This window comes from Mycoplasmoides fastidiosum, from assembly GCF_024498275.1.
Classification (GTDB): Bacteria; Bacillota_I; Bacilli_A; order Mycoplasmatales; family Mycoplasmoidaceae; genus Mycoplasma_N; species Mycoplasma_N fastidiosum.
Map to the genome: position 1 here is coordinate 51,473 of NZ_CP101809.1, position 20,384 is coordinate 71,856.

The 20,384-nt window shown below is 28.4% G+C and carries 22 protein-coding genes; 11 read left to right on the forward strand and 11 right to left on the reverse strand.

The window, feature by feature from the left end; translation table 4 throughout:
* The first annotated feature begins 40 nt into the window (after positions 1-40).
* From atpE to NPA10_RS00260, 8 genes are read left to right on the forward strand one after another with little or no spacing between them, the layout of a single operon-like run.
* On the forward strand, positions 41-334 hold the full coding sequence (gene atpE, locus NPA10_RS00225; RefSeq protein ID WP_256547849.1) for an ATP synthase F0 subunit C: 294 nt from the start codon (positions 41-43) through the stop codon (positions 332-334).
* 32 nt (positions 335-366) lie between these two features.
* Positions 367-942 carry a F0F1 ATP synthase subunit B family protein gene (locus NPA10_RS00230; RefSeq protein WP_256547533.1) on the forward strand — a complete coding sequence of 192 codons (576 nt, stop codon included), beginning with the start codon at positions 367-369 and terminating at the stop codon, positions 940-942.
* Positions 943-950: 8 nt separating this feature from the next.
* Positions 951-1,502, forward strand: a complete 552-nt coding sequence (gene atpH, locus NPA10_RS00235; protein ID WP_256547534.1) for an ATP synthase F1 subunit delta — start codon at positions 951-953, stop codon at positions 1,500-1,502.
* 11 nt (positions 1,503-1,513) lie between these two features.
* Positions 1,514-3,070, forward strand: coding sequence for a F0F1 ATP synthase subunit alpha (gene atpA / locus NPA10_RS00240; protein WP_256547535.1), 1,557 nt, complete (start codon positions 1,514-1,516; stop codon positions 3,068-3,070).
* An 11-nt stretch (positions 3,071-3,081) separates the two neighbouring features.
* On the forward strand, positions 3,082-3,996 hold the full coding sequence (gene atpG / locus NPA10_RS00245) for an ATP synthase F1 subunit gamma (RefSeq protein WP_256547537.1): 915 nt from the start codon (positions 3,082-3,084) through the stop codon (positions 3,994-3,996).
* Positions 3,997-4,007: 11 nt separating this feature from the next.
* Positions 4,008-5,444, forward strand: coding sequence for a F0F1 ATP synthase subunit beta (gene atpD / locus NPA10_RS00250; protein WP_256547850.1), 1,437 nt, complete (start codon positions 4,008-4,010; stop codon positions 5,442-5,444).
* A 40-nt stretch (positions 5,445-5,484) separates the two neighbouring features.
* On the forward strand, positions 5,485-5,895 hold the full coding sequence (locus NPA10_RS00255; RefSeq protein WP_256547538.1) for a hypothetical protein: 411 nt from the start codon (positions 5,485-5,487) through the stop codon (positions 5,893-5,895).
* Positions 5,896-5,932: 37 nt separating this feature from the next.
* Entirely contained in the window at positions 5,933-6,790 is an 858-nt protein-coding gene (locus NPA10_RS00260) for a DUF5378 family protein (RefSeq protein ID WP_256547539.1), read from the forward strand.
* Between the two features lie 101 nt (positions 6,791-6,891).
* Here the strand turns inward: NPA10_RS00260 and NPA10_RS00265 are convergent, their stop codons facing one another.
* From NPA10_RS00265 to nrdI, 7 genes are all read right to left on the reverse strand, one after another.
* Positions 6,892-7,413 (reverse strand): ABC transporter permease, encoded by a 522-nt coding sequence (locus NPA10_RS00265; protein ID WP_256547540.1) that lies wholly within the window; start codon positions 7,411-7,413, stop codon positions 6,892-6,894.
* Between the two features lie 93 nt (positions 7,414-7,506).
* Complete coding sequence (locus NPA10_RS00270; protein WP_256547541.1) at positions 7,507-8,196, reverse strand: diadenylate cyclase; 690 nt, start codon at positions 8,194-8,196, stop codon at positions 7,507-7,509.
* Positions 8,196-9,179 carry a hypothetical protein gene (locus NPA10_RS00275; protein ID WP_256547542.1) on the reverse strand — a complete coding sequence of 328 codons (984 nt, stop codon included), beginning with the start codon at positions 9,177-9,179 and terminating at the stop codon, positions 8,196-8,198. The genes NPA10_RS00270 and NPA10_RS00275 overlap by 1 nt, the downstream gene beginning before the upstream one ends.
* Positions 9,180-9,821 carry a CDP-diacylglycerol--glycerol-3-phosphate 3-phosphatidyltransferase gene (gene pgsA, locus NPA10_RS00280; protein WP_256547543.1) on the reverse strand — a complete coding sequence of 214 codons (642 nt, stop codon included), beginning with the start codon at positions 9,819-9,821 and terminating at the stop codon, positions 9,180-9,182.
* A gap of 132 nt (positions 9,822-9,953) precedes the next feature.
* Positions 9,954-10,319 (reverse strand): hypothetical protein, encoded by a 366-nt coding sequence (locus tag NPA10_RS00285; protein WP_256547544.1) that lies wholly within the window; start codon positions 10,317-10,319, stop codon positions 9,954-9,956.
* 66 nt (positions 10,320-10,385) lie between these two features.
* The gene (nrdE, locus tag NPA10_RS00290) at positions 10,386-12,497 is read right to left on the reverse strand and encodes a class 1b ribonucleoside-diphosphate reductase subunit alpha (RefSeq protein WP_256547545.1); all 2,112 of its coding nucleotides are present in this window, start codon (positions 12,495-12,497) and stop codon (positions 10,386-10,388) included.
* Between the two features lie 40 nt (positions 12,498-12,537).
* Complete coding sequence (gene nrdI, locus NPA10_RS00295; RefSeq protein ID WP_256547546.1) at positions 12,538-12,903, reverse strand: class Ib ribonucleoside-diphosphate reductase assembly flavoprotein NrdI; 366 nt, start codon at positions 12,901-12,903, stop codon at positions 12,538-12,540.
* Positions 12,904-13,370: 467 nt separating this feature from the next.
* Here nrdI and nrdF point away from each other — a divergent pair, with 467 nt between their 5' ends.
* Positions 13,371-14,342 carry a class 1b ribonucleoside-diphosphate reductase subunit beta gene (nrdF, locus tag NPA10_RS00300; protein WP_256547547.1) on the forward strand — a complete coding sequence of 324 codons (972 nt, stop codon included), beginning with the start codon at positions 13,371-13,373 and terminating at the stop codon, positions 14,340-14,342.
* Positions 14,343-14,405: 63 nt separating this feature from the next.
* Here the strand turns inward: nrdF and NPA10_RS00305 are convergent, their stop codons facing one another.
* The 4 genes from NPA10_RS00305 to rpmF form a co-directional block, all read right to left on the reverse strand.
* Positions 14,406-15,041 (reverse strand): hypothetical protein, encoded by a 636-nt coding sequence (locus tag NPA10_RS00305; RefSeq protein WP_256547548.1) that lies wholly within the window; start codon positions 15,039-15,041, stop codon positions 14,406-14,408.
* A 271-nt stretch (positions 15,042-15,312) separates the two neighbouring features.
* On the reverse strand, positions 15,313-15,879 hold the full coding sequence (locus NPA10_RS00310) for a hypothetical protein (protein ID WP_256547549.1): 567 nt from the start codon (positions 15,877-15,879) through the stop codon (positions 15,313-15,315).
* Between the two features lie 196 nt (positions 15,880-16,075).
* Entirely contained in the window at positions 16,076-16,435 is a 360-nt protein-coding gene (locus NPA10_RS00315) for a thioredoxin family protein (RefSeq protein WP_256547550.1), read from the reverse strand.
* Between the two features lie 240 nt (positions 16,436-16,675).
* Complete coding sequence (rpmF, locus tag NPA10_RS00320) at positions 16,676-16,849, reverse strand: 50S ribosomal protein L32 (RefSeq protein ID WP_256547551.1); 174 nt, start codon at positions 16,847-16,849, stop codon at positions 16,676-16,678.
* 284 nt (positions 16,850-17,133) lie between these two features.
* Here rpmF and NPA10_RS00325 point away from each other — a divergent pair, with 284 nt between their 5' ends.
* On the forward strand, positions 17,134-18,189 hold the full coding sequence (locus tag NPA10_RS00325) for a hypothetical protein (protein WP_256547552.1): 1,056 nt from the start codon (positions 17,134-17,136) through the stop codon (positions 18,187-18,189).
* 59 nt (positions 18,190-18,248) lie between these two features.
* Positions 18,249-20,294, forward strand: a complete 2,046-nt coding sequence (locus tag NPA10_RS00330; protein WP_256547553.1) for a hypothetical protein — start codon at positions 18,249-18,251, stop codon at positions 20,292-20,294.
* Positions 20,295-20,384: the final 90 nt, after the last annotated feature.

Here is a 20,384-nt window from a genome sequence, read left to right on the forward strand (position 1 = left end):
AAGGAAAAATATGTCTAAATTTCAACCGTTAGTAGAATTATTAAATCAAGTACATCAAATAAGTGAAACAGGAAAACATGTTTTACAGGAAACAAATGTTAATATTACCAATAGCTTTGGTGCCTATATTGGTGCTGGGGTGGCTATGATTGCTGGTTTTGGATCAGGGATTGGTCAAGGTTATATTGGGGGTAAAGCAATTGAAGCGATTGCTCGTAATCCTGAAGTAGAAGCGCGAGTTTTCAAACAGTTTATTATTGGTGTGGCGATTGCTGAAACTGTCGCAATTTATGGAATTATTATTTCTCTGCTTTTAATTTTCGTTGCAAATTAAAAGTCATTTAGACCAAAGTGGTGACATAAATTATGCAAAATTTTTTACCCAATTTATTGCAACAAGCACAAGCAACTATTATGGCTGAACAGAACGAATCTGTTTTAGGTGGAGATAATTTCTTTAAACAAATTATTCCTAATGTTTGGATTCTAGTTGCCCATATTTTCAGTGCAATTGTTGTTATTTCGGTTATCATTTTTTTAATTTGACGGCCAACCAGAATGTATATGGAAAGACGTCGTAAATTATTGAATGAAAATATTGAATCAGCTGATCGTGATCGTAACGAAGCAGCTCAAAATTTAGCTGAGATTAAAAAAGAACGCTTAGAAACCCAAAAAACCATTAGTGATTTACTTTATCAATCTAAAAAAGATGCTGAAGAAATTACCAACAAGACTTTGACAGAAGCAAATAATAAAGCAAAATTAATTCATGAAGATGCTTTAAGACAAGCTGAACAAATTAAAAAATCTACTCAACAGGATTTAAAAGATGAAGTTTCCACATTAGCGTTAGCAATTGCAAGCAAAATTATTTCTAAAGATGCTAACAATGAAGCCAATCAAAAATTCGTGGATGAATATCTAGATTCATTAAATTAATTATCACAATGAGAAAACGTATTTTATTGTTTAAGCAATTTGCTGAAGCAATTATTAGTTTTTTTGCAACTAAGCAAGAACTAGAAAATCTTTCCAAACAAAATTATCAGGTTTTAAAATTACTTGAAAAAAATGTTGAATTAATTAATTTATTTACTGATTTGTCAGTTGAGTCAAAGCAAAAAATTAATTTTTTAGATCAACTTTTAAGGGTTGAGCCATATGATCTTAACTATGTGAATGGCTTAAAATTTTTTATTGACAGTGGATATAGTTATTACTTTTTAGATTTAGTACAGACTATTGATGCAATGGTTTTAGAACGGTTGAATATTCAAGTGGTGCAAGTGCAATCTGCTTATGAATTAAGTTCAAAACAAAAAAATAAACTAGAAACTGGTTGAACTAAAAAATACAACCAACCATTAGTCTTTCAGTATACTGTTATTCCTGAAATGGTTTTAGGCATTAGTGTACGAATCAATGATTATGTTGAAGACTATTCGTTAAATTCCCAACTAAATAACTTGAAAAAAGAAATTAAAAAAATTAATCCTTAGGAATCATTTTTATGGCTAATTCAAATTTGAAACTAGACCAATACAGTAGTGTCATTCGTAAACTAATTGAAGACTACAAAAAAGAAAAAATTTCTGATGAAACTGGTGTGGTCATCAGTAATGGTGACGGGATTGTTACGGTTGGCGGATTAAAAGAATGTTTATTAAACGAATTGTTAGAGTTTGATAACGGTATTTTAGGAATTGCTTTTTCACTACGATCTGATGTTGTTGGAGTGATCATGTTGAATGATTACATTGACATCGTTGAAGGTAGTTTGGTGAAAAGAACTCGTAAAGTGGTGAGTGTTCCTGTGGGTGATGCCTTATTAGGACGAATTGTTAATGCTCTAGGTCAGCCAATTGATGACAAGGGTGAATTAAAAACTGAATTATATTCACCAATTGAAAAAATTGCGCCCGGAGTAATGGCGCGAAAATCAGTTGATCAACCGTTAGCAACTGGTATTTTGAGTGTTGATGCCATGTTTCCGATTGGTCGAGGCCAGCGGGAATTGATTATTGGCGACCGACAAACCGGAAAAACCGCTATTGCTCTAGATGCCATTATTAATCAAAAAGGTCAAAATTGTTTGTGTGTTTATGTAGCAATTGGCCAAAAAAATTCCACAATTGCGCAAGTTATTAATACTTTAAAACTTAATGGAGCAATGGAATACACAACTGTAGTTGCGGCTTCAGCTTCAGATTTGCCAGCTTTAAAATATATTGCTCCGTTTGCGGGTGTTACAATTGCAGAACACTGAATGCATGCTGGTAAGGATGTTTTAATCATCTATGATGATTTATCAAAACAAGCAATTGCTTATCGCACCCTTTCACTGTTATTACAATTACCACCCGGAAGAGAAGCTTATCCCGGAGATGTTTTCTATTTACATTCTCGATTACTAGAACGCGCGGGTCGTTTAAATAAAGAGAATGGTGGGGGATCAATTACAGCTCTACCAATTATTGAGACTCAAGCCGGAGACATTTCAGCTTATATTCCTACCAATGTAATTTCCATTACTGATGGACAGTTGTTTACCAAATCCAGTTTATTTAATTCTGGTCAACGTCCTGCTATTGATACTGGACTATCCGTTTCTCGGGTGGGTTCAGCTGCGCAAATTGCGGGAATTCGTAAATTGAGTGGTTCATTAAAATTGGATTTAGCTCAATATAATGAATTAAATGTTTTCTCCCAATTTGGATCTGACTTAGATGAAAATACTAAAAAAATTCTTGAGCATGGTGAAAAAACCACTTTAATGTTGCGACAAACTAATAATCAACCATACGAACAAGTCGATGAAATTTTATTACTTTATTTAATTCAAAACCGCTTCATCAAATTAGTTCCTCTGCATGAGATTCAGGGATTTAGTGCTTTTGCCATTAAAGAATTCAAAAAGACTAAAATTCGTCAAGCTTTGATTCAAAATTCAGAACTGAGTCCAGAAAAACTAAAAGTTTTAAAAGCGTTTAGTCGTAGTGCCTTAGAAAATTATGCTAAAACAGTGGAATCATTTAAATTAAGTTCTGATGAATTAGCTAATCTTTAGGGTGAAAATTCATGAGTAATTTAGAATCCATTAAAAAACGGATCCAATCAATTGAGGTCACTGCTAAAATTACTTTTGCAATGAAAATGGTTACAACTGTTAAATTGCAAAAGTATAAAAAGAAATATCAAATCTACCAAAACTATTTTGCGGGAATCATGAATGTTTTTCGCGAAACAATTAATAATCCTGATCTTGATTTAAAAACCGTAAATCGGTTATTTTATGAATATAACAAATGTAATCAAACTAGCGAAAAAAAATTGTATGTTGCTTTTGGTTCAGATCTAGGTATGTGTGGTAGGTATAATTCTGAGATTGTTAAAAAATTGCGAAAACTAATTAAAGATCCAGAAAAAGACCAGTTAATTGTTTATGGAACCCGTTTACATTCAATCATTAATTCCCAACATCCGGAATGAAAAATTTTAGATACAGTTAGTCAAATTGATCGAAATTTAGATACTGATGCAATGTTTATTGAGGCATTAGATTTATTTGATCATTTTCTGAAAAATGATTTTAGTTCAATTATTTTTGTGTATACCAAATTCATTAATTCATTAACATTTGAGCCTGAAACTTTCCAAGTTTTACCAATTAAACTGGAATCCTACAATGATAAAAGTGCTTTAATGTCATATGCGTTTGAAGAAAATTTAAGTCATTATGAACTGGGATTTCATGTTGAACCAGTTGTGATTAGTTTGATCCCCCAACTATTTACCCATCTATTTTATGCGGTTTTATTAGAAGCAAAAATTTCTGAGTCATCGTCTCGCTTTAATGCCATGAATGCGGCCACTGATAATGCTAATGCTTTGTTAGATGAATACAAACTCGAATACAACCGCACTCGTCAAGCTTCAATTACTCAAGAAATTATTGAAATTATTAGTGGATCATCCCAAAAACAAAGAAAGTAGAAATGTTAACAATGAATGAACAGATTGATCAACAACATCAAGACAACGGGGTGATTTACCAGTTAACTGGTCCGGTTGTCGATGTGAAATTTAACCCAAAATCTAGCCCCTTCATTAACGAGGCTTTAAAAGTTATTCACCCTGAAACCCATGACACAATTGTTTTAGAAGTTGCCCAACTAATCGGTAACGACATTGTTCGTTGTATTTCCATGGGTCCAACCGATGGATTGTACCGAGGTTTAGTGGTCAATCGTACTTTAAAAACCATTCAAGCTCCGGTTGGTGAAGGGGTTTTAGGACGAATTTTTAATGTAACTGGACAACCAATTGATGAAAAACCCATGCCTGAAAACATTGAATTTCGAACCATTCATGCCAACCCTCCATCTTTAGAAGACCAATCTTCTAAGCTGGAAATTTTGGAAACCGGAATTAAAATTATTGATTTATTAACCCCATACGCTAAAGGGGGAAAAATTGGTTTATTCGGTGGTGCTGGAGTTGGTAAAACCGTTATTGTGCAAGAATTAATTCATAATATTGCTACTAATCATGGGGGATTATCAGTTTTTGCTGGGGTTGGAGAGCGCACCCGAGAAGGAAATGATTTTTATTATGAAATGGAAGAGAGTGGAGTTTTAAATAAAACTGCTCTAGTTTTCGGTCAAATGAACGAACCACCAGGTGCACGGATGCGGGTTGCTTTAACCGGATTGACCATGGCTGAATATTTCCGCGATCAACGTGGTCAGGACGTGTTGTTGTTTATTGACAATATTTTCCGATTTACCCAAGCTGGTTCTGAAGTTTCAGCGTTGTTAGGTCGGATGCCTTCTGCGGTTGGTTATCAACCAACTTTAGCTTTTGAAATGGGTCAATTACAAGAACGGATTACTTCTACTAAAAAAGGATCAATTACTTCAGTCCAAGCAGTTTATGTGCCTGCTGATGACTTAACTGATCCTGCACCAGCCACAACATTTGCTCACTTGGATGCTAAAACCGTGCTTGACCGAAAAATTGCGGCTCTAGGACTTTATCCTGCAATTTCACCACTAGAATCTAGTTCACAATTATTAAACCCTGAAGTAGTTGGAATTGAACACTACACTGTAGCTCGAAAAGTGTTACAAATTTTGCAAAAATTCCAGGAATTACAAGATATTATTTCTATTTTAGGAATTGATGAATTATCTGAAGAAGATAAATTAACCGTTTATCGTGCTCGTAAAATTCGTAACTTTTTCTCCCAACAATTTTTTGTTGCTGAAAAATTTACTGGCCAATCAGGTAAATATATTCCAGTAAAAGAAACTGTAAGAAGTTTCAAAGAGATCATTGATGGTAAAGTTGACCACTTACCAGAACAAGCTTTCTTGTATGTTGGTAATATTGATGATGTTTATGCTAAAGCAAAACAAATTGAAGCTGATCAAAACAAATAATTGATACAAATAATTGGTTTAATTCACAAGGAATATTATTATGAATCATGATCACGAATTAAGATTACACATCGCCACTCCTGAAGGGGTGAAATTTAATGATTTAATTTTATACGCTCAAATCAAGGTTCATGATGGATTCGTTGGCGTTAATCGTAACCAATTACCAACAATTCGTATCATTCAGCTAGGCATTGCCATCATTAAATATTTAAACGGAACAACTGAAGAATTTTTATTAGGTCCAGGTGTGATGTTAATTGATAAATATTTTTGTCAAATTTATGCCGAATTCTTTTTAAATTCTACAGAAACAACTGATCAGTATTTCTTGGATCATCACCGTGAAATTGAACAAAAATTATTTGATCAAAAACTTGAAGGAATTTTTGATCATCAAACAGAAATTACTTTACGTCGGGAAATTGCTAAATTAAGTCGTAACAGCTAATGCAATAAACAAGCATAGTAAGGAGTGATGATTAACAATGACAGCTGAATCAAATCTATTGCTTATTGCATCATTAATTATCGTTGCTTGTGTTGGAATTATTTTTTATTTTCGATTTCACAATTTTGCTTTAAAACCTAAAGTCAAATACTGGTTATTTGCTTTTTGAGGGGGAATTGCTGTTATTTATTTTGTTGCAGCCCGATGGGGTTTAGATTTTTCTAATTGATTAAATCTGTCCAATGCAGCACCTGATTATCAATATTCAATTGCTTATTCTAAGGTTTTTTTGTTGGATATGTGTCCCTTTTTATCAGTTTTTATGGGATTAAATTTAATTTTTGATAAGAAGCGTAAAATTACTCGCCAGTTAGCTACGATTAGTATTTTTACAGGCGGGATTACTTTATATGCTTTAAAAATTACCAGCATGGGGCCAGTTAATGCCGAATTTATTTTTTTAGGTTTTTACCCGAACCGATTATATTTTTTAATGCACTATAACATTGTGTTTATGGGCGCTATTATCTTGGCTGCTTATCCGAAAAAATTTGACACCAAAGCATTATTTTCAACCGTTTTCATGGGCGGCATTTATTTATTGTATGTTTATTTATTCATTCGTTTTGGTAATGTGCAATGAAATGTAACTGGTTTATCAGTCAATGATTGATCAAATTTTGCAGGCATTCCGGGCGAATATTATGCGGCGGGTCAAATTTTAGGCCTGGATTTTCCAAATAATATTGGGGCAACAATTGGGGTTTATATTGGAGTTACTTGATTAATTTCTTTTATTCATAACGGAGTTAATCTTGGTTTTCACCATTGAAAATTTTTACAACTGAAAAAGAAAATGCAGAGTCATAAACCTTGAATCAATCGAACTAATTAAAAATTTAAACTAACTTCGCCTACTTAAAGGAACAATAAAAAAAGCAAACAACTTTAAATTGTTTGCTTTTTTTATTGTTTTGACGAGAAAAGGAATTAAAGCTAGAGGAATCGATAAACGAAATAACCAAGTGCAAAAATGGAAAAGACAAAAAAGATAATTCCTAAAATTAAATAAGGCAATTCGTGAGTAAATGATAAATAATAAATGCAAAAAAAGATAATTGTCAACATAATTAAACCCATCACAAAAAACGTGCGCAGGAAATTGTAACCAAAAGAATAATTGGTTCTGAACAAACCTAAACGTTTATATCATGGCAGGGTTTTTAACATTTCTTTGGTGGCAGTTGTGCTTAGTTTAATTGTTGAATTTAATAATTTTTCATTAACAGTATCAGTTTTAATGAAAGTAGCACGATTTGCTAGAAATTTTTCTTCTTCTTGCTTTTTGATTAAATTTTCTTCAATTACTTTTTGCATTTCAACTTCTTTAGTAGAAGGGGCTTGATTTTGATCTTCTAACTTAGAGCGGCGATAGTATTTAATTCGTCCGTCTTTTTCGTATTGGGTTCAAGGAGAATTGAACTGTTCTACTTTATTGATTTGATATCGTTGTTTCATAATTAATATGCATTGTTATTTATAACAATTAATATTCTTTTTAATAAAAATATTATTTTTAAATAACAGTTATTTGATTATACCAAAATTTTTTTAAGATCATAAAGATCGATTTTTTTCCAAAGTTCCTTGGATAATGATTTCATCACTAACTAAATCAGAAGGATTATTATTAACTAGTAATTCATAAATTTGGTTAGTTAGTTTATTAGCAGTTTTAGCTAACATTTTAATTTTACCCTTTTGAGCATATGAAATATTTCCGGTTGTCTCAGAAACAACAAAGGCCAAAGCATCAGTTGTTTCACTAATTCCCACAGCTGCACGATGACGAGCCCCAAAAGAAGATTCTAAATGTTGTTTGGTTACTGGAAAATAGGATGAAACTGAAATAATTTCGGTATTACGGACGATCATGCCTCCATCATGTAAAGGCGAGAGTTTATTGTAAAAAATGTTAGTAGCAAATTCAGATGAGAATTTAGCACGAACTGAATAACCTAATTTCACATAATCTGTTAAATCATCTTTTTGTTCAACAACAATTAAACCGCCTACCACATCTTTAGAAAGTCGAGTTAAAACACCAGCCAACTGGTTGGAAAAATTTTTATATTCTAAGTAATCAATTTTGCGTTTTTGTAAAAAAAGTCGCACAATTTGTCGAAAAACATATTGCACTTTTTTGTTACGGAAAAAAAAGACAATCCCCGCACATAAAAAAATGCCTAAAATGCCTGTTGAAATTCCTAACAAAATTAGAATGATTAAATTATTTTCCATTATTTTCACTTTCGATATTCTAGGCTGAAATTATTATTTTCAAATCAAGAATATATGTTTTCTTTGATGGACTCGCTGATATTTTGAGGATCATAAAAATAAAACAAAATATTATTATGATCAATTTTTAAATAATTAATTTTATTTAAAAACCGCCAAAATTCATTTTTGTTTTTTATCAAATACTTAACTGGTAAACAAATCAAAATGGGAGCTTTGGGGCTTTCAATTCGAGCATAAATTTTTAAAAATTGATAATTAATGTATCGCAAAAAAATTGGTCTTAATTTTAACGGTACGGTTTCACTAAAAAATGAATTAAGATCCAAAATAAGATTTTTCAAATCTAAAATTTGTCCAACATATAACTCTTTATTGTGAGTATTATCTTTTTTCAACTGCAAAGAAAAACTTAAATTATAGTTGTGTAAAAAAGATTTTAAATCTTTTTTTTCGCGAGCAACATCTAAGTCAAAATTAAGAATATGAGGATTGAATTTTTTATAAAAAATTCGATCTCCATATTCAGAATTATGGACACCCAATTCAGCAACTTTCATTAATTGAACATGATCATAAAAATCATAACCTCAAATGGTTTGATAACACCGTAATTCATAATCGGTATCAATGGATTGAAAAACCTTATTGATATAATTAACAGCTCATTCAATTTGTTGTTCTAATTTAGCAATTGTTTCGGTTTTTTCAGGATTTAAATGGGTTAAATCCAAAAAAGCAGAATAAACAAAGTTCCTTGTAATAAAAAAAATTTTTTTATAGTTTGAAAAAATTGTATTAATTAGGATTCCGATGTATTTTTCTAGAAAAAGCGATTGTTTTTTTAAACTTTTACAATAAAAATTAAAAGTTAACAAAAAACCTAAACGGCTGTCATTTTGTATTAAAAAATCCTGAAATTCTTCTTCACCATAAAGCGGAGAAATAAAAAGTGGATTTTGTTGAAATAACTTGTGTTTCAATTAAGCACCAAGATGAACTTTATTTTTAATAAAAACAATTGAATAATCAATAAATGAAGCTAATGAAAAAAATAAAGCAATAATAGTGAATCCATTCTGAACAATGAAATAAAACCAAAAATTTGAATTTTGAAATTGGGTGATTGGAATAGAAAATAATAAGGAAATTCACAAAATAGCTATTATTTGTAAAAAAGTCTTTCACTTGCCTAAATTTCTAGCGCTTACAATTATTTTTTTTCGGATTGATATCATTCTCAAACTATCAAGCATGATATCACGAACAATAAATAATAAAACGGCCCAAGCAACAGCGATTTGAAAATTGATTGCCAAAATTAAAAAAGTTCCATTAATTAAAACTTTATCAGCAATCGGATCCACAATTTTGCCAAAGTTGGAAACCACTTTTCATTTTCTGGCTAAATAACCATCAAAAAAATCGCTTATAGCTGCTATAAAAAATAAACAGGCTCCAATAAATCCTCATTGAGAAACAGAAGAAATTAAATTGAGCGCAGTGAAATTAACTGTGTAAAGATAATGGTGATTATTGACTGCTAGAAAATAGAAAATAACAGCTACCAAGGCTAAAACTATTCTAAAAATTGTAATGGCATTGGGAATGTTTTTTCTATGCAAATAAATACGAGAAGGCACTTTAATAACAAATTATTTTTTCTTTTTTATCAATTAATTTTACCATTTAATAAAACAAATAAAAAAACCACATGAATTAACATGTGGTTTTTTTGCATATTTGTGATTAAAAAATTAGCTTTTTTTAACAGATGATTTTTTGTCATCAACCGGAGTAGAATCGTTAACTTTTTCTTCTTCTTGTTGCTTTTTTTCATCTTTATTAGGAAATAAAGAAGTAAAAAAGTCATTTAAGTCAACTCCTTTTTCTTCAAATTTACGAAACAAAGATTCCATTTTTTCAGCTGCTGCTGTATATGTTTCATTCATTAAAGCAATTTGTTTCACATAGTTTTCAATTAATTCTTCAACAGTGCGAACATCAACGAATGATTTTAATTCAGCTGAATCTGCATTAGATTTAATATTTTCTAATTGTTCTTCTAATTTGTCATAAGTTTCTTGTGAAACTTCAATTGTTAATGCAATTTTTTTATTCATTAAGAACTCCAATTTTTATGCGTGAAGTTTAATTCACATCTTTGTTATTTTATCATTATTTTCTAACTAAACCGCACAAGCCAAGCACTCATTAACTTCTAGGTTTTTAGTTCTTGTATAGTATAAAGATTTCAAACCTTTTTTTCAGGCATAAATATATAATCGCGCTAATTCTCGAGTGGAAGTTTGATTAGTTACATATAAGATGGTAGAAATACCTTGATCAATATGAGTTTGAATTTCAGAAATTAAATCAATGATTTTGAATTGGTTAATGTTGTAAGCAGATTTATAGAATAAAGCATTATCTTTACTTAAAAACGGCATTGGATAATAGGTTAATGAATCACCATACATTCGGGTTTCAATTGTGTCAATGATTGGTTGAATTGATGCAGTAGATGATTGAATATAACTAATTGATTGAGTTGGTGCAATTGCTAAACGATAAGCGTTGTATAAACCATATTTAACCACCTCTGTTTTTAATTCTTCTCAATCTTTTACAGTAGGTAGTTTAATACCTTCAAACATTTCAATAATTTTTAAACTGCGTGGCAAATAACTGTTATTCAAATAACGATCAAAATATTTACCATTAGCATATTCTGATTTTTCAAAACCTTTAAAGGTTTGTTTACGTTCTTTAGCAATTTTGCAACTGGACTTGATGGAATAAAAATTAATTGCAGCAAATAAAACAGATGAGAATTCAATAGCAATTGGATCTTCGTAAGCAATTTTCTTTTTTGCTAATCAACCAGCTAAATTCATAGCGCCTAAACCCACTGAATGCAATTCACTATTAGCTTTTCTAACACCAGGTGAATTAGAAATATCAGAGATATCAGAAACTCGTGTTAAAGCACGCATTGCAATATCAACAGATTCTTCAATGTTTTTTAATTCCATTAAATTATTAATATTTAATGAACCCAAATTACATGAAACATCATAACCAATTTCATCCTCCATGCCATAGTCGTTGATTTTAGAAGTAGTTTGTATTTGAAAAATTTCAGTACATAAATTACTCATTTTAATCTGGCCTAATTCTTTAAGAGGATTTACTCGATTAGCATTATCTTTATACATAATATATGGATAACCAGATTCAAATTGGGTTTTAGAAATTTGAACCAAAATATTACGAGGATCTTCTTTTGATTTAATAATATCGTCATCAGCAACTAGTTTATCGTATCAAAGATCCATATCCAAATCATCAAGATGTTTGTGGTATTTTTTGTAAATTGTGTATGGTTCAAAAATATAAAAGGGTTGATTTTTTTCAGCAAGTTCAAAAAATTTATTTGGAATAATTAATCCAATTGATAAAGTTTGAATCCGAGATTTTTCATCGGCATTAATTTTTTTACAATCTAAAAATTCTTTTAAGTCATAGTGAAAAATATTTAAATAAGCAGCACCAGCACCAGGACGTTGTCCTAATTGATTTGCATATGAAAAAACATTTTCTAAAATTTTTAAAACTGGCATTACTCCCGAAGCAGAATTTTTAATTTTTAAGATTTCAGCCCCTCGTGCTCTTAATTTAGACAAATTAATTGCCACACCACCACCAATTTTAGAAAGTTGCATCGCATTTGAAATAATAAAATTAATAGAATTTAGCGAGTCATCAACCTCTAGTAAAAAACAAGAAACTAATCCACCCTTGCGTTTTTTTCCGGCATTTAAAAAAGTAGGGGTAGCAGGTTGGTATCTTTGTTCAATCATTGAAACTGCTAAATCTCAAGCAAATTGAAAATCTCCACCAGCTAAATCTAAAGCAACTGCAATAATACGATCTTCGTAATTTTCTAAAAAGTATTTACGATCATCAGTTTTTAAAGCATAACTTTCATAGAATTTGCTAATCGCCATGTAAGAAGTAAAAGAAAAGTTGTAAGATCTAATTTTCTCCACTAATCTTTTCACATCATCATGATTGTAGTCGCGTAAAAAATCAGAATAATAATTATGTTCAATTAATCATTGAATATTTTCAATTGGTCCGCCATGATTGATGCTTAAATCCTGAATGGATTTTTGATATTCTTTAATGGCTAATTGATCTTTTTCAAGATCAAAAAAACCATCTTCTTTTCGGCGATTTAATAAATTGTTATATTCAATGTATTTACTACTTTGTTTATTCGCACTGCTTTTTTCCATAATCATTACCTCCTAATTTGTTTTTCATTAATTGACATTTTTATAAATTTAAAAATTTATTTTGAAACTCATCAACATCTTCTTGAGTTCCTGAAAGTTCAAACTTTAATAAAATGGGTACGTTATATTTCTCAGATATTACATTTGCAGCATTCGCAAAATTATTCCCAAAATTTCGGTTACCACTAGCAGCAACTGCTTTCAAAAAATGATAATTTTTTTCTAAAAATTTTTCAACTGTTTCAGGCACCATTCCGAGTTTATCGGTGTAAGTAATTAAAGCGAAAGGTTCATTAATTTCGATTGTGTAATTTTGATGATTCAATTCAATAATTCGATTAATGTGTTGTAATTTTTGAATAAAACGTTTAATATTGTTGGTTCGACTTATAAAAACTAAAATCATAAAAATTATTAAAGTATTTGTATATCAGAATAAAAAAAACGTAATCTTTATTAAAAAAAAAAAAAAAAAACAGACACCTTGTTAAACAAAAAAAATTTATGCAAAAACTTATTTTTTACATAAAATTGCGTTTTAATTACGGAAAAAACCTGTTTTCAAGGTTTTTTGTCGCCTGTAGGGTAATTATATTTCAAATATGAGCTAAATCCAAGCCAATATTAAAAAATAAAATGTTTAATTTTTCACGCAAAATCGATATTTTGACGCAAAATGGGGGAAAAATCACCGAAACTTTTGTCAAGCTTTAGGGTTTTAGTTGTAAAATTAGAGCGAATCAAGCAATTAAAATGTGTGAAGACTTTAAGTTCAAAAGACTTTAATTGTTTGAATTGAATCCAATTCCAAAAACACCATCATGGTGTTTTTTTAATCTATTTTTATTTAAATTTGATATTTCGTTTTACACTATGAAGAATAAATTAAAAGCAGTTAACTGAAACCAAATGGAGGACGAGTACTCCAAAATTTTTTGAGATCAGAATGTTCGGCAATTTTGAGTTGACGAAGAAATCCCTTTATCTTCAGATAAGTTGCAATGAGAAACCAAATTAAATAAAGATGAACAAGATCTTTATGAAAAGGTTTTGTCGGGTTTAACACTTTTAGATACTTATCAAGGTGCGGTTGGGATGACAAATCTTTCATTAAATTTAACCAACCTGCACTCTAAAGCAACGGTTCAATTCATGGGAATGATGGAACAAATGCATGCAAAAAGCTATTCTTCTATTTTTTCTACTTTATCATCTTCTGAAAGAATTGATCAATTATTCAAGTGAGTAGAAAATGAACCGGCCTTACAAAAGAAATTGGGAATTGTTTTAAGTTATTATGAAAATATTCATAATGATGAGGATTTGTATATGGCAATGGTTGCCTCAGTTTTCCTAGAATCATTTTTATTTTATTCTGGATTTTTTTATCCTCTTTATTTAGCTGGTAGTGGATTGATGATGAGTAGTGCAGAAATTATTAATTTAATTGTGCGCGATGAGGCTATTCATGGTCTTTATATTGGTTTGCTAGCTAGTAAAAAATTCAAAGAATTTGATGAAAAAACACAAGGAGAATTACAATTCCGCGTTATTCATCTATTAGAAGAATTAATGGAAGTAGAACGAGAATATACTAAAAATCTTTATGACAAAGTGGGATTAACCGAACAAGTTTTAACATATGTAGAATACAATGCTAATAAAGCGATGCAAAACTTAGGTTTTGATTCACAATATACAACTGTTCAAGAAGATGTGAATCCAATTGTATTAAACGGAATTAATACCGGAACCAAGAACCACGATTTCTTTTCCACTAAAGGAAATGGATATATTAAATCCACTAAAATTGAAGAAATTCGTGATGAAGATTTTGAATTTTAAAAAAATTCATTTTAAAACCAAGTATTAAAAATAAAAAAAGAGTTATTAAAAATAACTCTTTTTTTATTGATTTTTTTGTTTGTTTTGGTAATAAGCTAAAAGTTTTTCTAACTCGTCTTTTTTACGAATCATCTTCGTTTTGGAAGATAAATCAATTTCACTAATTAACGAATCAACATCTTTTTCAAAATCAATGATAATTGTAGACTGTTCTAAAATTTCGGTTTTAATTTTTTCTAAAGCAGCAGTTCTTTGCAATTCTAATTCGGCATCAAAAGTAGAATTAACTTGACTTTGTAAACTTGCTAACTGTGATTCTAGTTCTTCTTTTTTCAACAGCATTTCCTGATATTGTTTTAATTTGTCCTGTAATTCTTCTTGTTTTTGGCTAATATTGTCTGAACGCAATGCAATTTCATCTTTAAAATTACCAGTTAAAACAGGTGATTGCTCTTTAGCATCAATAATTGTGGTAGCAATCATTTCTGTACCATGATTTTCTTCACCAATTAATAATTCAGTGGTGTTTTTGGTTGGCACAGCTTTTTTGGTTTTTGTTGGAACGATTATTTGACTATTTTCTTTACTAAAATCATAGTTATGAGTTAATTCGTATTCGGTTAATTTATCAGAAAAGCTAAAACCCAATCAAAAAGCAAAAAATAAATAATTAAATTTTGAACCAATAAGACGTTTCACAAAAAAAGCGTTTTGATTTAATAGAAAAATTAATGATCAAGAACAACATAGTAAAACAAAAAAGACAACTAGAAAAAATAGACCAAACCCCTCATATAGACTGGAATCTTTAACAGAACCAATAATTAATAAGGTAATGGCACAAAGAAGTGAAAATAAAGAGATTAAATGAAATAATGAAGCATTTAAAATCTGCTTTTTAATAAATGTTGAATTTGTTTTTGTTTTGAAATTATCAGAGAAATTTTTTAGATGATTTTTCATAGATTCTTTATTTTAAATCAATATTCTTTAATAATTTTTTTGATGTATCTGAATTCAACTGGATTGAAATCCGTCAATTTAGATAAACAATTATTAAACCAATAAGATAAATTCCAATAATCGATACCGATAACACCCGACCATTAAACAATTTATGGCCATTATAAGTCTCATAAATTGTATTTGGATTAAAATTGCTAAAAATTCCGTAAACTGGAAAAATTTTTGTTGTTAAACTGAGAGCGATGCCAAAAATAACAATATAGTAGGTACTTCAAATTAAGATTGATGCAAAAAGATTACGAATTTTTGCGGGATACATGAAATTTTTGTCACCAGAGCGAAAAACACTAATTGTGAATAAAAAATAACAAATTTGGGTTATGCAATGATTTCAAAAATAAGAAAAAAAATCATGATGTAAATTGTTCAATGTTTCATCAATATTATTTATTGGAACAACATATTCAGGCAAGCCAACAAATACAGCTGGAAAAAGAATTATTCAAAAACCAATGCCAGCAACATATAAATTATTACCAGCAAATAATACTAAAAAATTTGTTTTAAACAAAGGGCTTTTAGAAAAAAATAAATAAAAAAGAACAACAGCAAAAGCAATAAAATTACTTTGAGTTGTTCATTGGATTATGCTATTAATTCAACGATCGCTAATGATGTTGGAAATTAAAAAATTAAGTAAAAAAATTAAACCAGCAAAAAAACTAAGAAAAATATAGCGTTTTTCTAAAAAAATAGGCCAGTAAATTTTAAATTTGTTTCTGGATAACATCTTTTAAAATTTCGAGTGATAAAAAAGCTCTGTGTTCAAAGACAAGTTTACGATTTTTATCATAAACGTGATATGTTGGGGCAACAGTAATTTGTCAACGGGGATTATTTTGGTCTTCTTCTCAAATATCTTCTTTATCAACATCAATTCAGTAATTATAAGTTGTTCCAATAACTTCTGGAGATGACAATAATTTTTCAATGATTGGTACATTTACAGTACATACGCCACATTTTTCCCATTTAAATAAAACAACTAGGGGTTTATCTAGAGGTTGAGAAGTATCATCCAAAATTTTTTCTAATTCAGATAATTTGATTAATTTGAATCCTGACATGAAGAAATTCCTTAATGGTTTTATTATCAAAAAAACGATTACTAAATTTTTATAAAAATTTAGCGATAATAATTCCAATAGATACACCAATAATAATGATGTTCAAAATTAAAACACTATTGAAAATTGGGAAAAGATCACTTACCTTCATTTTTGAATATTTTTTAATGTTGATCTTTTCTAAACTCTTTAATGTTTTTTTAGAATCATTGGACATATCTAAATTTAAAATTTTAATTTTTATTTATTTAAAACGTTCATATTTTTATAGTAGCCACATTCAACACAAACACGGTGTGGTTTAATAATTTTTGAACAATTAGAACAGGCAACTAAAGTAGGATTTTTTAAAGCCATATGACTTCTTCTTTTGTCGCGGCGAGTTTTGCTAACTCTTCTTTGTTGTACAGCCATTGTTATCTCCTTTTTTTATTTTTCTTGGGTTTGAAAACTAAATCAAATCCTTTATTTACGGCAAAATATTATTAAGTATATAATTACATCAATAGAGTTTTGATTTAATAGAAATGATAGTTTTTATTGCAGCACTCAATTACACCACAATACTTAACCTTTATTATAAAACATTTTTATCTCTTTTAATAAAGGAAATTACTATTTGACCGGTTATTTGAACAATTTTTTGGACTCAAATATTCAATCAAACAGGAGAATAAATTACTAGAAGGAGAGTCAAAATGAATTTTTCTAATGATGAAAATTTTAGTGATTTTATAACTGATTATGATTTAAAAGATTTAAGAAAAATTAATCTACAAATTTTTTTTAATAGTGAAGAAATTTTAGATTTTTTAAATGACAAAAAAACTCATCTAACCTTTAATTTAAACCGCAAGTATGAAACTGTTTTTCAAATTTTAGTTGAAGTAAAGACGTTTAACGAATTTTTAGATGTAATTAAAGCTAAAGATATTAATTTAAATGAAAGTTTTTTAAAAATAATTAGACAAAAATTTAGCCAATTTAAAAACTCTAAAAATTTGCAAGATTTTTGAGAAAAGCTTTTTGATTGAAAAAAGATTATAAAAGCGAAAACTTTAAACTTATTAGAAAAGCAAATCAGTAATTATCAAAATTTCAATTTATGAGGTAAAAATAATTTATTTCTTACTGCTAATACTTTGGAAGTTTTTGATGAAGAAAAAAAGGTAGTTCTAACTATTCCTTTTATCTTGTGTCCAGTACAGTTAGTTGTAGACAAAGATAAAAAAATTAACATAATTAAAATCAACCCTCAAAAAGTTTTTTATAATTCTCAATTATTCGATGACGAACTACAAATTTTTAAACGTTATAGCAATCAAGATTTCAATTTAGAAAATGGTTATGAAGATTTATTGTCTAAATTTATTTTTAAAAATTCTTTAAAAGAAAAAGATGGTGAATATAAAAATAAATGATTAAATCTAAAACCTAATTTTTATTTGGAAAATATTACTTTTAGTGATATTAAAATTGAATTAAAAAACCTATTTAATTTTAGATGAATGAAAAATTTTGATACAGGTTGTAATTATGATAATGTTATCCAACAACAAAGATTTCAATTTGAAAAATTTTTTTTAAAACATCAAAATCAACAAGTTTTACATTATGGTGCAGCAAACATTATTAATGAAGAATTTATTCTTAAACTTGTTTTTGCAAATGTTGCTCAAAATAAAAATGCAATTATCTTTAATGATCAATATCGTTTAATTTCTCATTTTTATCCAATTCACATTCACCTTTAAAGAATTTAATTTTCTTTAATTTTCATGACTTGGATTATGGATTATTTTACGATCAAATCTTGAATTTAAAAAATAAATTAGAAGAATTTTCAGTCGATGATACAAAGCATTTTGTTGGAAGTTTTTTGGAATACGATAAAGATGAAAATAATTTTTTGGAAATTTTCCAAAAAATTTATTTAATGAATTCCATTCAAGAACAAAATTTGGATTTTTCATTATGATTAATAAATGAAAAAACTAAAAACAAAAATTGATCTGAATGAGCTATGATTGCTTTTAATTATTGTCAAGCACAAAATATTAAACTAAATTCTCTAATTAAGAAATTGAAAGTTATTTACAATTTATCAATTGATCACAATAAGTTTTTGGCTTCTTATGGTTACGATGATTTTTGAAAAAATTTAAAACAGCATGAAAAATTTTTAGTTGACTATGATGAAAGCGTCATGGAAAAAGGGTTGTTTTACTTAAAAAAATATATTGAACTAAAAAAACTTCCCGATAAAGTTCGTTTTTATACTTTATCTGAAGACGACAGAATTAATTACACTACACTTTATAAATTTTTTTATAATGCTGCAAATACTAAATTATTTTATGTATCTTGAGCAGATTTAAAAATCTTATTAAATGCAAAATTGGTTAATCGCGAAGAATTTTTAGCTATTACTAATGAAAATTGAATTCGTAATCAACCAGTTTTTAACACCTTTATTAATTCAGACTTATTTCAAAAGAGGTTAATTGATAACTTTTCAGATGAAAAATATCAACATAACCTTGATATTTTAGTGCATAACTATTTTTTAAATTTATGAAAGAGAATAACTGATTTTTCTCCCAATCAAAAAAATGAATTACAGAAAATGTTTAATTATGCAACCAATAAAAACGGAAAAATTCCACCAAGTTTATTTATTGATAAATTTTGAAAAATCATTTTAGAATTATTTCCCTTTATTATCTGGGATTTACATAATAATCTTTACTTTAATGAAAAAGTTTTTTATAACAAATTCAATACTGCTTATTGATTTATTTCCCACAAAAATGCAAAATTAATTCCTCAAATTTTTTCACACTGAGAAAATACTCATGTATTTTATTATTATGCTGAAGAGAATCTGGGTTATAGTTTGAATGCGCAAATTAAAAATTTAAATATTAAAGAATTCAATATTAACTACAACTTAAATACTAATAATTATCGAATTGCTAAAACAATCAATAATCTTTTCTTAGCTGTAGACAAAAATGATCATAAAATTGATCGTAAAATTAAAACAATTTTGGTAAATGAAAACTATTTCTTTAAAGATATTAATTTATCTTTATTCAAAAAATTGATAGATGATTTCAATAATTTATTTCTTGAAAAAAATGATCAAAGTGTTAATGTAATTGTGGTCAAAAATCAATTTCATAAGAATTATTTACTCAAAATTTTTCTATCATATCCAACAATCATGACAGCAATTGCCGAAAATAAACTGATTGTTTTAAATTTAGATGAAGAGATTAATTTTCCGGTAGAAAGAATCTTCTTTGTTTTAAATGATCGAATTAGTTTCACAAAAAATTTGTCACTCAATTCATTTTACAATGATCCAAAAATGCGTACTGATTTAATCAAATTTTTATTTTGAGCTAAAAATTCAGTGATTGTTTACGCACCATTCAGCAAAGAACAAATTGATTTAAAAAATAAAAAAAATCAATTACTACTACGTAATTTATTCACAGAAAATTTAGAAAAAAAAGAACGATCTCAAGATAATTTAATTTACCAAGTTCATAAAAAAATTAAAGATTGATTATTCAATTTATTAGAAGATAAGTATCAAATTCAAATAACTTTTAATGAAGCAACAGGTCAATTTTATACATCTGTTTCTGATCGCAAAAATAGAGCTATTCTATTCATTAAATTAATTCATAATGAATCAATTAGTTTGGATCATAATTTAGAATTATCGTTCTTCATGAAACAAAAAAATTATTCAGTCTATAATTTGTTCATCTATGAATGAATTTTTAAAGAAGAAATGGTTAAAAAAGAATTGACTACATTCTTGATTAAAGAAAAAATCATTGATTAAAAAACCACCGAATAATTCGGTGGTTTTTTTCTGTAAAAATTCTCCTTTTTGTCTTTTTTTCATTAATAAATGAACACTAAAGCAGGAAAG